11 protein-coding genes, 2 rRNA genes and 2 pseudogenes are annotated in these 11,762 nt (G+C 70.4%); 7 read left to right on the forward strand and 8 right to left on the reverse strand.

The window, feature by feature from the left end:
• The first annotated feature begins 309 nt into the window (after window positions 1-309).
• The gene (locus ABD339_RS27670; protein WP_344569775.1) at window positions 310-1,704 is read left to right on the forward strand and encodes a DUF1015 family protein; all 1,395 of its coding nucleotides are present in this window, start codon (window positions 310-312) and stop codon (window positions 1,702-1,704) included.
• A 40-nt stretch (window positions 1,705-1,744) separates the two neighbouring features.
• On the opposite strand, the pseudogene ABD339_RS27675 reads toward ABD339_RS27670, so the two are convergent.
• Window positions 1,745-2,085: pseudogene (locus ABD339_RS27675) on the reverse strand (SDR family oxidoreductase); the annotation flags it as partial.
• Between the two features lie 183 nt (window positions 2,086-2,268).
• On the opposite strand from ABD339_RS27675, the gene ABD339_RS27680 reads away from it, so the two are divergent.
• The 6 genes from ABD339_RS27680 to ABD339_RS27705 all read left to right on the forward strand — a co-directional run bounded on the left by ABD339_RS27680 (window position 2,269) and on the right by ABD339_RS27705 (window position 8,381).
• Window positions 2,269-3,810, forward strand: a complete 1,542-nt coding sequence (locus ABD339_RS27680; protein ID WP_344569777.1) for a pyridoxal phosphate-dependent decarboxylase family protein — start codon at window positions 2,269-2,271, stop codon at window positions 3,808-3,810.
• Between the two features lie 23 nt (window positions 3,811-3,833).
• Window positions 3,834-5,243 carry a lysine N(6)-hydroxylase/L-ornithine N(5)-oxygenase family protein gene (locus ABD339_RS27685; RefSeq protein WP_344569778.1) on the forward strand — a complete coding sequence of 470 codons (1,410 nt, stop codon included), beginning with the start codon at window positions 3,834-3,836 and terminating at the stop codon, window positions 5,241-5,243.
• The gene (locus tag ABD339_RS27690) at window positions 5,240-5,821 is read left to right on the forward strand and encodes a GNAT family N-acetyltransferase (protein WP_344569779.1); all 582 of its coding nucleotides are present in this window, start codon (window positions 5,240-5,242) and stop codon (window positions 5,819-5,821) included. Before ABD339_RS27685 ends, ABD339_RS27690 begins: the two co-directional genes overlap by 4 nt.
• The gene (locus ABD339_RS27695; protein ID WP_344569781.1) at window positions 5,818-7,644 is read left to right on the forward strand and encodes an IucA/IucC family protein; all 1,827 of its coding nucleotides are present in this window, start codon (window positions 5,818-5,820) and stop codon (window positions 7,642-7,644) included. Before ABD339_RS27690 ends, ABD339_RS27695 begins: the two co-directional genes overlap by 4 nt.
• A 223-nt stretch (window positions 7,645-7,867) precedes the next feature.
• Complete coding sequence (locus ABD339_RS27700; RefSeq protein ID WP_344569782.1) at window positions 7,868-8,116, forward strand: MmyB family transcriptional regulator; 249 nt, start codon at window positions 7,868-7,870, stop codon at window positions 8,114-8,116.
• Between the two features lie 28 nt (window positions 8,117-8,144).
• Complete coding sequence (locus ABD339_RS27705) at window positions 8,145-8,381, forward strand: MmyB family transcriptional regulator (RefSeq protein WP_344569783.1); 237 nt, start codon at window positions 8,145-8,147, stop codon at window positions 8,379-8,381.
• Between the two features lie 98 nt (window positions 8,382-8,479).
• Here ABD339_RS27705 and ABD339_RS27710 read toward each other — a convergent pair whose 3' ends face one another.
• The 7 genes and pseudogenes from ABD339_RS27710 to ABD339_RS27740 all read right to left on the reverse strand — a co-directional run.
• Window positions 8,480-8,872, reverse strand: coding sequence for a MerR family transcriptional regulator (locus tag ABD339_RS27710; protein ID WP_344569810.1), 393 nt, complete (start codon window positions 8,870-8,872; stop codon window positions 8,480-8,482).
• Between the two features lie 39 nt (window positions 8,873-8,911).
• A pseudogene (locus ABD339_RS27715) lies at window positions 8,912-9,629 on the reverse strand (SDR family NAD(P)-dependent oxidoreductase); the annotation flags it as partial.
• 173 nt (window positions 9,630-9,802) lie between these two features.
• On the reverse strand, window positions 9,803-10,528 hold the full coding sequence (locus ABD339_RS27720; protein WP_344569812.1) for a hypothetical protein: 726 nt from the start codon (window positions 10,526-10,528) through the stop codon (window positions 9,803-9,805).
• The gene (locus ABD339_RS27725; protein ID WP_344569814.1) at window positions 10,468-10,947 is read right to left on the reverse strand and encodes a hypothetical protein; all 480 of its coding nucleotides are present in this window, start codon (window positions 10,945-10,947) and stop codon (window positions 10,468-10,470) included. The genes ABD339_RS27720 and ABD339_RS27725 overlap by 61 nt, the downstream gene beginning before the upstream one ends.
• Before the next feature lie 63 nt (window positions 10,948-11,010).
• Window positions 11,011-11,247 carry a hypothetical protein gene (locus ABD339_RS27730; protein WP_344569785.1) on the reverse strand — a complete coding sequence of 79 codons (237 nt, stop codon included), beginning with the start codon at window positions 11,245-11,247 and terminating at the stop codon, window positions 11,011-11,013.
• A gap of 195 nt (window positions 11,248-11,442) precedes the next feature.
• Window positions 11,443-11,559 (reverse strand): 5S ribosomal RNA (gene rrf, locus ABD339_RS27735).
• A 119-nt stretch (window positions 11,560-11,678) separates the two neighbouring features.
• Window positions 11,679-11,762: ribosomal RNA gene (locus tag ABD339_RS27740) — 23S ribosomal RNA — on the reverse strand; the annotation flags it as partial.

Here is an 11,762-nt window from a genome sequence, read left to right on the forward strand (position 1 = left end):
CGCGGGAACCGGCGCCCCGCGACGCCCCGATCCTCTCGCACACCCGGAGGGGACCCGCACCGGGCAGCCGGTGCGCACAGCCGACCCGCGGGGACGCGGGACATGATCCCGCAGTTCCGCAGTCCCGCAGCGCCGCCGCCCACACGCCAGGTCGGGCCAGGACCCGGCACGCCACGCCGACGCGCCAAGCCGCGTTCAAGCTCTCCCCAAAGCGCGGCCAAAACAGCGCTGCCGCCACCCGGCACCCGACTCCCTGCGCCCCCCGTGCCCCCACTCCACGCGCGGTCGATACGGGCATAACATGCACGGATGACCGCCGAGGGCCTGAGACTCGCTCCGTTCCGGGGGCTGCGCTACGCGCCCGAGCGGATCAGCAGCCTCGCCGCCGTGACCTCCCCGCCGTACGACGTGGTGGTCCGGCCCGACGGGCTGCGCCACTTGGAGACGGCAGATCCGTACAACATCGTCCGGCTGATCCTGCCGCAGGCGGACGACCCGGTCACCCGGCACCGGCAGGCGGGCGAGACGCTGCGCCGCTGGCGTGCCGACGGCATTCTGGCAACCGACCCGGAACCGGCGCTGTACGTCTACGAGCAGCGCAAGGGCGAGTTGCTCCAGCGCGGAATCATCGGCGCCCTGCGCCTGTCCCCGCCCGAGGAGGGCATCGTCCTCCCGCACGAGGAGGTGATAGCCGAGGTCGTCGAGGACCGCGCGGCGCTGATGCGCGAGACCGCCGCCAATCCGGAGCCGCTGCTGCTCTCCTACCGCAGCGGCGGCACCCGCACCGGCACGACCGCCGTCATCGAGCGCGCGACCCGGCGCACCCCGCTGGTCGCCACCACGACGGAGGACGGCTTCGCACACCGGCTGTGGGCGGTCACGGACCCGACCGAACTCGCCGAGGTCGGCGCTGACCTGTCCGGGTACCGCGCGCTGATCGCCGACGGCCATCACCGCTGGGCCACCTACCTGCGGCTGCGCGCCGAACACGCGCAGGCCGGCGGACGGTCCGCGAGCGCGCCGCCCGCCGGGCCCGCGGACGGCGCCGCGAACGCTCCCGCGAACGGCGCCTGCCACGGCTCCTCGCCCTGGAACTACGGCCTGGTCCTGCTGGTCGATACGGCGCGCTACCCGCTCCAAGTGCGCGCCATCCACCGCGTACTGCCCCGCCTGCCGCTCAAGCGGGCCCTCGACCTGCTCGACCGCGCCGACCACGCCGGCGGGGGGTTCCGCGTCCGCACGCTGGAGGCGCCCTTGGACGAGGCGCTGGAGGAGCTGGCGGACACCCCGGGCAACGCCTTCTTGCTGACCGAGGGCGAGGGCGTCTTCCAGCTGCTGGACCGCCCCTCCCCCGCGCTGCTGGCCCGCACCCTGGACGGCGCCAGGCCCGAGGCGTGGCGGCGGCTGGACGCGGCGGTGCTGCACTCCGCCCTGCTCGACGGGGTCCTCCATGTCCCCGACCGTCCCACGGACATCAGCTACCTCCACCACAGCGAGGCGGCGGTCGAGCAGGCGCGGGTGCACGGCGGTACGGCCGTCCTGATGCGGCCGGTCCACGAGGAGACGGTGCGCGCGCTGGCCGAGCAGGGGGTCACGATGCCCCGTAAGTCCACGTCGTTCGGCCCGAAGCCGGCCACGGGGCTCGTGCTGCGCACGATCGAGAGCCCGTCCGACAGTCCGGCCGACAGCTCGGCGCCGGTGTGATCGACACTGCCGTGTGCGACATGTGTGGCGCTGCCGCCGGTCATGGGGCGGTCGCGGCGGGGCGGACGACGCTTTCGTTGACGTCCACCCGCGAAGGCTGGGAAATCGCGTAGGCAATGGCCTCCGCTATGGCGGAGGCGGGCAGAGCAACGGCGCGGTAGCTCTTCATGGCCTCCCTGGCAGCGGGGTCGGAGATGGCGTCGGCCGGTTCGGACTCGGTCGCCCCCGGGGAGACGAGATGACCCGGATGTCCCCGGTGGACTCCTGGCGCAGTCCTTCGGAGAGGGCGCGGACGGCGAACTTCGTCGCGCAGTAGACGGCCGCGGTGGGAGAGACCTCGTACGTGCCGACGGAGGCGACGTTCACGAAGTGGCCGCCGCCCACCGACACGGCGTACGACGGCAGCCCACGCATCGCGGTCGGCCAACCCCGTTGATCCGGACCCCGGAGAAGCCCCGCCGGCCGGTGGAGGCCCCCTGCCCGACGACCGGCAGCCCTAGTTAGGCTAGCCTTACCTGACCGCGCAGTTCAGCGCGGTGCCCCGCCGTGTCAGGAGGAGAGTTCATGAGCAGCAGGTCGAACCTGCTCAACGACAGGACAGCGGAGCACTACCGGCGCTCCCTCGCCCATGGGGTGGAGCGCGTGGCCGCGAAAATCGCGGCCACGGACCGGCCGTTCACCGGAATCACCCCCGCCGAGCTGGCCCCGTCCATCTCCGCCATCGACCTCGACCAGCCGCTGGAGACCCCGCAGGCGGCCCTCGACGAACTGGAGAGCGTCTACCTGCGCGACGCCGTCTACTTCCACCACCCGCGCTACCTCGCCCACCTCAACTGCCCGGTGGTGATACCCGCCGTCCTCGGCGAGGCCGTGCTCAGCGCCGTCAACTCCTCGCTGGACACCTGGGACCAGAGCGCCGGCGCCACCCTCATCGAGCGCCGCCTCATCCAGTGGACCGCCGACCGCATCGGCTTCGGCCGGGCGGCGGACGGCATCTTCACCAGCGGCGGCACCCAGTCCAACCTCCAGGCGCTCCTCCTGGCACGGGACGAGACCTGCCGCCTGGTCCGCGAGGCCGCAGGGGTCACAGGGGCCGCCGGGATCGCAGAGGACGCCAAGGCCGAGCTGAGCACCGCGCGGATCCTGCCGAAGCTGCGCATCCTCACCTCCGAGTGCAGCCACTTCAGCATCGAGAAGGCCGCCACCTTGCTGGGCCTGGGCGCCGAGGCCGTGCTCCCGGTGCCCTGCGGCGAGGACCGCCGTATGCGCCCGGCCGCGCTGGCCGAACAGCTGGCGCGCTGCGAGCGCGAGGGCGAGGTGGTGATGGCCGTCGTCGCCACGGCGGGCACCACCGACTTCGGCAGCATCGACCCGCTCCCCGAGATCGCCGGCCTGTGCGAGGCGGCCGGGGTGTGGATGCACGTGGACGCCGCCTATGGCTGCGGACTGCTGGTCTCCCGGCGCCGCTCCCTGCTGGAGGGCATCGACCGCGCCGACTCGGTGACGGTCGATTACCACAAGTCCTTCTTCCAGCCGGTCAGCTCCAGCGCCGTCCTCGTACGCGACCGCGACACGCTGCGCCACGTCACCTACCACGCGGACTACCTCAACCCGGCCCGGGCGGCCGAGAGAGCGATCCCCAACCAGGTCGACAAATCGATCCAGACCACGCGCCGCTTCGACGCGCTCAAGCTCTGGATGACCCTGCGGGTGATGGGCGCCGACGGCATCGGTGAACTGTTCGACGAGGTCATCGACCGCGCCGCCGACGCCTGGAAACTGCTGGAAGCGGACGAGCGCTTCGAGGTCGTCACCGAACCTCAGCTCTCCACCCTCGTCTTCCGCTACCTCCCCGCGCTCCCCGACGACGAGACCGGCGCGGCCCTGACCGACCAGGCCAACCTGCACGCCCGCGAGGCGCTGTTCGCCTCCGGTGACGCCATCGTCGCCGGCACGGTCGTCGAAGGCCGCCACTACCTGAAGTTCACCCTCCTCAACCCCGAGACCACGCTGGACGACATCGCCGCCGTCCTCGAACTCATCGCCGGCCACGCCGAGCAGCACCTGTCCGCCCACTCCCCCCTCAGCACCGCGCAGGCGTGCTGACCGACAGCTCACGGAGCCCCGACGTGACTGACGCTCCCCACCCCACCGACGGCGCCGCCCCCACGCCCGTCCACGACTTCATCGCCATCGGCCTCGGCCCCTTCAACCTGGGCCTCGCCTGCCTCACCGAGCCGATACCCGGCCTCAACGGCGTCTTCCTGGACGACAAGCCGGACTTCACCTGGCACCCGGGCATGCTCCTGGAGGACAGCACCCTCCAGACGCCGTTCATGTCGGACCTGGTCACCCTCGCCGACCCGACCTCCCCGTACTCCTTCCTCAACTACCTGAAGGAATCCGGCAGGCTCTACTCGTTCTACATCCGCGAGAGCTTCTATCCTCTCCGCGCCGAATTCAGCGACTACTGCCGCTGGGCCGCCGCCCGCCTCGGCGACACCGTCCGCTTCGGCCACCGCGTCACCTCCGTCGAATACGACGAGGCCGAGGGCCTGTACACCGCACACGCCGAGCACCTGCCCGACGGCGGACGCCGCGTCTTCCGCGCCCCGAAACTCGTCCTGGGCACCGGCACCCCGCCCTACCTCCCCGAAGCCTGCCGGGACCTCGGCGGTGACCTGATCCACAACTCGCGCTACCTGGAGACGAAGGAAGCCCTCCAGGAAAAGTCGAGCATCACGCTCGTCGGCAGCGGCCAGAGCGCGGCGGAGATCTACTACGACCTCCTCCAGGACATCGACAAGCACGGCTACTCCCTCACCTGGGTCACCCGCTCCCCGCGCTTCTTCCCCCTCGAATACACCAAGCTCACGCTGGAGATGACCTCCCCGGAGTACGTGGACTACTTCCACTCCCTGCCCGCCGGCACCCGCGACCGGCTGGTCGCCTCGCAGAAGAACCTCTACAAGGGCATCAACTCCGAGCTGATCGACGCCATCTTCGACCTGCTCTACAAAAAGAACCGCGTCTCCCCCTGCCCCACCCGGCTGATGACCAACACCTCGCTGACCGGGGCTTCCTACGACGAAACCAGCGGCACCTACACCCTCGGCCTGCGCCAGGAAGAGCAGCAGCGCGACTTCGGCCACACCACCGAGGGCCTGATCCTGGCGACCGGCTACCGCTACGAGCGCCCCGCCTTCCTCGACCCGGTCACCGACCGCATCGAGTGGGACGCCCAGGGCCGCTTCGCCGTCCGCCGCGACTACCGCATCGACAACACCGACAGCACCGGTGGCACCGACAGCGCGGGCGGCGAGATCTTCGTCCAGAACGCCGAGCTGCACACCCACGGCTTCGCCGCCCCCGACCTGGGCATGGCCGCCTACCGCAACTCCTGCATCATCCGCGAACTGCTCGGCCGCGAGCACTACGCCGTGGAAAAGGCCATCGCCTTCCAGGACTTCGCCGCCCCGACCGGCCCGGCCACGACCGCCGGACCGGACGCGACCGCCGGTCCGGAGCCGGTGCTGTGACCGGCGGCGAGGCGGCCTGCTTCCGCCGCACCGACGACACGCTCGGCAGCTTCGCACTGCGCCCGGTGGACCCGCTCACCGACTCCGAACTGCTGCACGGCTGGGTCACCCACCCCAAGTCGGCGTTCTACCTCCTCCAGGACGCCACACTCCAGGACGTCGAACGCGAGTTCATGAGCATCGCCGCCGCCCCCCACCACGACGCCTTCCTCGGCCTCCACGAGGGAGAGCCCGCCTTCCTCATGGAACGCTACGACCCGGCCCATGTGGAACTGGCCGGGCGCTACCCGCACCAGGACGGCGACATCGGGATGCACTTCCTCTGCGCCCCGACGGACACCCCCGTGCACGGCTTCACCCTCGCGGTGATCACCACCGTCATGGAGATGCTCTTCTCCGACCCGGCGGTCCACCGCGTCGTCGTCGAACCCGACGTACGCAACACCGCCGTACACGCCCTCAACAAGGCGGTCGGCTTCCGCGTCGATTCCACCCTCACCAAGCCGGAGAAGCAGGCCCTGCTCAGCTTCTGCACCCGCGAGCAGTTCCTGACCGCCACAGGAGAGACCCCCGCATGACCCTCCCGCAGACCTCCCTCCCCCAGACCTCCAGGCCGCTGACCGCACGCGAATCCGTCGCCCACCTCACCCCCGAACGCTGGGCGACCGCGACCCGCCTGCTGATCCGCAAAGCCCTCGCCGAATTCACCCACGAGCGCCTGCTGACGCCGCAGCCGCTCGAAGGCGCCGAGAACCGCTACACGATCCGCTCCGACGACGGATCCACCGAATACCGCTTCACCGCACGCCGCTTCGCCCTCGACCACTGGCAGGTCGAGGCCGACAGCGTCACCCGGCACCGAAACGGCGGCCAACTCCCCCTCGACGCCCTCGCGTTCATCACCGAGCTGCACACCTCCCTCGGCCTCGGCGAGGACATCCTCCCCGTCTATCTGGAGGAGATCAGCAGCACCCTGGCCAGCACCGCCTACAAACTGGCGGCCCCGCCCGTGAGCGCCGCCCGGCTGGCCCGCTCCGGCTTCCAGGACATCGAGTCCGGCATGACCGAGGGCCACCCCTGCTTCATCGCCAACAACGGCCGCCTCGGCTTCGACATCGCCGAGTACCGCGCCTACGCGCCCGAGACCGGCGCCCCGGTACGGCTCATCTGGGTCGCAGCGCGCCGCGACCGGGCGACCTTCACCGCCTGCGCCGACCTCAGCTACGACAAGCTGATACTGAGCGAACTGTCCGGCCCCACCCTGCGCCGCTTCTCAGCGGCGATGAGCGAACAGGGCCTGGACCTGGACGACTACTACCTCATCCCCGTCCACCCCTGGCAGTGGTGGAACAAGCTCTCGGTGACCTTCGCCGCCGAAGTCGCCCAGCGTCACCTGGTCTGCCTGGGCCACGGCGACGACGAGCACCTCGCCCAGCAGTCGATCCGCACCTTCTTCAACACCACCCACCCCACGAAGCACTACGTCAAAACGGCGCTCTCCGTCCTCAACATGGGCTTCCTGCGCGGCCTGTCCGCCTCGTACATGAAGGCGACCCCCGCCATCAACGACTGGCTGGCCGACCTGGTGGCACGCGACGAGGTGCTCCGCTCCACCGGCCTGGAGGTCCTGCGCGAACGGGCCGCCGTCGGCTACCACCCCGCCCCCTACGAGGTGGCGGCCCCCAAGGGCTCCCCGTACCTGAAGATGCTCGCCGCCCTGTGGCGCGAGAGCCCGATACCCTCCCTGAACGAGGGCGAGAAGCCGGCCACCATGGCCTCGCTGCTGCACACCGACCGGGACGGCAACTCCTTCGCCGCGGCCCTCATCGAACGCTCGGGGCTGACCCCCACCGCCTGGCTGCGCCGCTACCTCGACGCCTACCTCACCCCGCTGCTGCACTGCTTCTACGCCTACGACCTGGCGTTCATGCCGCACGGCGAGAACGTCATCCTCGTCCTGGACGAGAACGGCATCCCACAGCGCGCCCTCTTCAAGGACCTGGCCGAGGAAATCGCGGTGATGAGCGCCGACGCCGACCTCCCCCCGGAGGTCGAACGCATACGCGTGGACGTCCCCGAGGACGTCAAGATCCTCTCCCTCTTCACCGACGTCTTCGACTGCTTCTTCCGCTTCCTCGCCCCCACCCTGGACACCGCGGGAACCCTGCGGGAGGCGGACTTCTGGGCCGCCGTCGCCGACTGCGTCACCGCCTACCAGAAATCGGCCCCCCACCTGGCGGACCGCTTCGCCCGCTACGACCTGTTCACCGAGGAGTTCGCCCTCTCCTGCCTCAACCGCCTCCAACTGCGCAACAACCAGCAGATGGTGGACCTCCAGGACCCGTCCGGCGCCCTGCAACTGACCGGCACCCTCCACAACCCCCTGGCCGCACACCGGTAGCCCCCGGACCGGCCCCCTGGATCCACGGACCGGCCCCGGATCCACGGCGCACACGCCAAAGGGCGGGCCCCCGAGGGGCCCGCCACAGTGTGCCTGGCCGGGCTCTTCAGCCCGGCCAGGCTGCCGGCGGAAAGGCACCGCAGGGGGAGCCGACCACCTGGACACTGGCCGCCTCGACACCGACCGCCTGACGGCCACCCACCAACCGCTCGCCTCCACGACGGTGCCCGCCCTGCTGGTGAACCGATGGCTCGACATCGTGGACAGCAACACACTCGGCGACGGCCCCCACGAAGGGCTGGAGCCCCGCGACAACTACGCCCGCCTGGTCTTCCCCGCCCCAGGGGCACAGGCGTTCTGCACCGAGTGGCCCCAACTCGCCCGCTGCATGGCGCGGCCCTGCGCGCACAGGCCGGCTCCGAAGCGGAGTCGGCGGGATCGGCCCGCCTCACGCGGCTGGTGGAAGAACTGACCGCGTCCAGCGAGGTCTTCAAAGCCGCGTGGGGCGAGCACACCTCTACGAGAAAGCCATGGACCACAAGCTGTTCCGGCACCCGGGGCTCGGACCACTCGCACCCGACCAGCACGTCCTGGCACTTCCGGGAAGCGAGAGCCACCGGATCTGGACCTTCCACCCAGCGGACGACATGACGGCGGACGCCCTGCCCCACCTGGCGCCCCCCTTGCCGCGGAGCGACCGCCCAGCCCCGGCGCCCCTCATGGAGCCCACCAAGTAGCACGGAAACATTGCTGACAGCGGCGGTACTCGGCGCAACGCCTGTGGCTCAGCGCCGCGGCACCTCAGTACGCCGTCCACTGGGCGGCCCGCCCCGCTTCACGGGGATGAGGCACCTGTCCGGTCCGCGAGACGAACCCGGTCCCCGACCCTCTCCCGGAGCGCGGACTCCAGCCGGTCACGGACTTCGGTCTGGGCCGCGATCCGTTCATCGAGGACCGCCAGACGATCCAGTACGACTCGCAGCCCCTGCTCCGATGGCTGTACGGCGGCGACATCCCCGTCCGGGCAGGGCAGGAACACGCGCACGTCATCCAGGGTGAGGCCAACGGCCGGCAGACAGCGGATGTTGCGGACTCGCACCTCAGCTCCCTGGTCGTAGACGCGGTAGCCGTTGGGGGCCCGTTCGGAGACGATCAGCCCGGGCTGCTCGTAGTGCCGCAGCGCACGAGCGGTCGTACCCGTCGCCCTGGCCAGCTCGCCGATCCGCACCCGCCCACCTCCCAGGCCACTACTATCAACGCCACGACTGCTCCCCCCATCGACCGGGAGCACCGCCCCGGTGACGAACGACGCGGCAGCTGCGGCAAGTTGGGCGACCGCCCAGGCCACCTCCTCCGGGCGGCCGATCCGCCCCAGCGGCGTGTCCGCCAGCTGCCACTCCCGCACGGCGGCACTTCGTTCCGGCCGTCAGGCCCTGATGCTCACCGATGGGGGTGTCGATCGCACCGGGCGCGACCGCGACCACCCGGACCCCACGGGGCGCCGGCTCGACCGCCCAGCTGCGGGTCAGCAATTCCAGCGCGGCCTTGGTCGCCGCGTAGACCGAGTTGCCGGGCCAGGCCCGCTGCCCCACCGAGGTGCTGACGTTGACGATCACTCCGCCCGAAGCCGCCAGCAGCGGCAGCGCCGCCTGCGTCAGCAGAAGGGGGGCGACAAGGTTGGTGGCGAGCTGCGCCGAGGCGGCCTCCTGTGTGAGATCCCCGAGGGCACCGGCGCGCACGATGGCGGCATTGCTGACCAGCACGTCCAACCGGTCATGCGTCTCCCGTACGGCCCGGACGATCCGCTCGGGCTCACCGTCCGCAGTGATGTCGGCAGCCAGCGGTGTGATCCGGCCATGCCCGGCTGCGGCCTCCTCAAGCGGTCCGCTTCGCCGTCCGATCGCGACCACATGGGCCCCCTCGGCGGCAAAGGCGCGGGCGGTTGCCCGGCCGATCCCGGTGCCCGCTCCGGTGGCGACGACGATTCTGCCGCGCTGCGGTGACGTCCATGCCGCTGATCGTCCAACCCTGCCGCCGGTGACAAGGTCAACACCTCACCGCCAAGAAGCGGACCGAAACAGAGCGAAGCCCTGAGTCTCACCAAGCCGCACGCCACCTGGCCGCAGCTCTGCGAGAACAGGGCCACGCCCCGGAAAACTCAGCCCTCCCGCTTGCCCTCCCCCTCCGCTTCGGCTTCCGCTTCCTCATCCAACGCGTCGATGAACTCCACCCCGTCCAGCTCCGCGAGCCGGTCGGACGCGTCGGTCATCCCGTTCTGATCGGCCTCCAGCGCCTTGGCGAACCACTCCCGCGCCTCGCCTTCACGGCCGACCTCCAACAGCGCGTCGGCATACGCGTACCGCAGCCGCGCGGTCCACGGCTGCACGGAGTTGGACGCCAGTTCAGAACTCTGCAGCGTCACCACCGCCGCGTCCGCCTGCCCCATGTCGCGACGGGCCCCCGCCGCGACCAGCCGCATCTCGACCTGCCCCGCCTTGTCCAGCCGCTGTACCTCGGGCTCGCCTGCCATGGCCAGCGCCTTCTCCGGCCGCCCCAAACCGCGCTCGCAGTCGGCCATGACGGGCCACAAATGCTGAAGCCCCGTCATCCGCCGCGCCGCCCGGAACTCCGCGAGCGCCTCCGCGTACTTCCCGACCCCATACGCCGCGAATCCGGCAGCCTCCCGCACGGAGGGCACACGAGAAGCGAGCCGCAGCGCCACCTTCGCATACCCGTACGCCTGTTCAGGCTCCTCATCCAGCAGCCGCGCCACCATCACCAGGTTCTTCGCGACATCCCCTGCCAGCGTCTTCGGCAGGCTCATCAGCTCCTGCTTGACTTCCTTGTCCAACTCGTCACCGGTGACCTCCTCATCGATCGGCAGCCGTCGCAGCGGCTCGCGCTCCGGCCGGTCCCGATCGCCCCCACGCCGGAACCCGCCACCCCTGCTGTCGTCCCGCCGAAAACCTCCGCCCCGGCGGTCATCACGCCCGCGCCCATCACGCCCCCGGTCATCACGCACCCGCCCGCCGCTACCACTGCCCTGCCCATACGGCCGCCGGCCACCCCGCTCATCCCGGCCACCGCGCTCATCCCGCTCGTCGCGTCGGTATGGAGCCCGGTCCCGATCGCCCCGATAACCGCCGCCACGTCCGTCCCTGCTGTCGCTCCTACGGTCATCCCGCGGACGCTGCTCCCGCCCCCGGTCACCCCGAGAACGGTCCCCGAACGACCGGTCCTCACGACCGCGTTCACCATACGACCGCTCATCCCGCCGACGATCATCCCGAGGACGCTCACCACGGGGCCGCTCCCCATAGGACCGGTCCTCCCGCCGACGGTCATCACGGGGCCGGTCATCACGCCTCAAGCCCTGGCCGGCGCGCCCCCGGTCCCGGTCATCACGCCGCCGGTCGTCACGTCCCCGATCGTCCCCCGAACGTCCGCCCCGACCGCCCCGGTCCTCACCGCGGTCATTACGGCCACGGTCATCGCGCCCGCGGTCATCACGACGGAATCCACCAGGCCCGCCCCGGCCGCCCCCTTCATCACGTCGGCCACCTCGGCCGGCGTCCTCACGCCTGGGTCCACGGGCACGGTCATCGCTCTTACGCGGACCGGACTGGCGTGGCCGACGCTCGGGACGCTCGTCAGGCGAATTGGGGGACATCAGCGTGGCTCCTGTCTGCGGGGCTGCACAACAATTCTCGCGCAACCTCTCCATCAACGCTCTTCGGGAATAAAAAAGGCCCTTGGCCTTCAGCGCATGTACGCTGAAGGCCAAGGGCCTTAAAAATTGTTCGGCGGTGTCCTACTCTCCCACACGCTCCCGCATGCAGTACCATCGGCGCTGAAAGGCTTAGCTTCCGGGTTCGGAATGAGACCGGGCGTTTCCCTCACGCTATGACCACCGAAACTCTATTCGGGACAACCGGATCAATAAAATCCGGGCCCCAGAGTTCTAGCGAACAAGCACACTCTTCAATTTGAATGCGGTTGTTGTCTCAGAAACCACACAGTGGACGCGAGCACCTACGGACAAGCCCTCGGCCTATTAGTACCGGTCACCTCCACCCATTACTGGGCTTCCAGATCCGGCCTATCAACCCCGTCATCTC

Origin of the sequence: Streptomyces axinellae (assembly GCF_039532135.1) — a bacterium.
GTDB lineage: Bacteria > Actinomycetota > Actinomycetes > Streptomycetales > Streptomycetaceae > Streptomyces > Streptomyces axinellae.